Here is a 290-nt window from a genome sequence, read left to right as displayed (position 1 = left end):
ACACCATTACAAACTTACAAGGTTCTCAAACGGATAAGTCAGACCTACGACTTACAAGGCTGTTTTACACCATTACAAACTTACAAGGTTCTCAAACGAACACAACCGCTTTACCAAGCGTGATGTAGTTTTACACCATTACAAACTTACAAGGTTCTCAAACGAATCTGTGACACGACTTACTACATGGTTAGTTTTACACCATTACAAACTTACAAGGTTCTCAAACCAACCATGGGTCAAACTCCGGAAGAAAAACGTTTTACACCATTACAAACTTACAAGGTTCT

Origin of the sequence: Eubacterium ramulus ATCC 29099 (assembly GCF_000469345.1) — a bacterium.
GTDB lineage: Bacteria > Bacillota > Clostridia > Lachnospirales > Lachnospiraceae > Eubacterium_I > Eubacterium_I ramulus.
The sequence above is the reverse complement of the archived record's forward strand: the minus strand, read 5'-3'. Positions refer to the sequence as shown.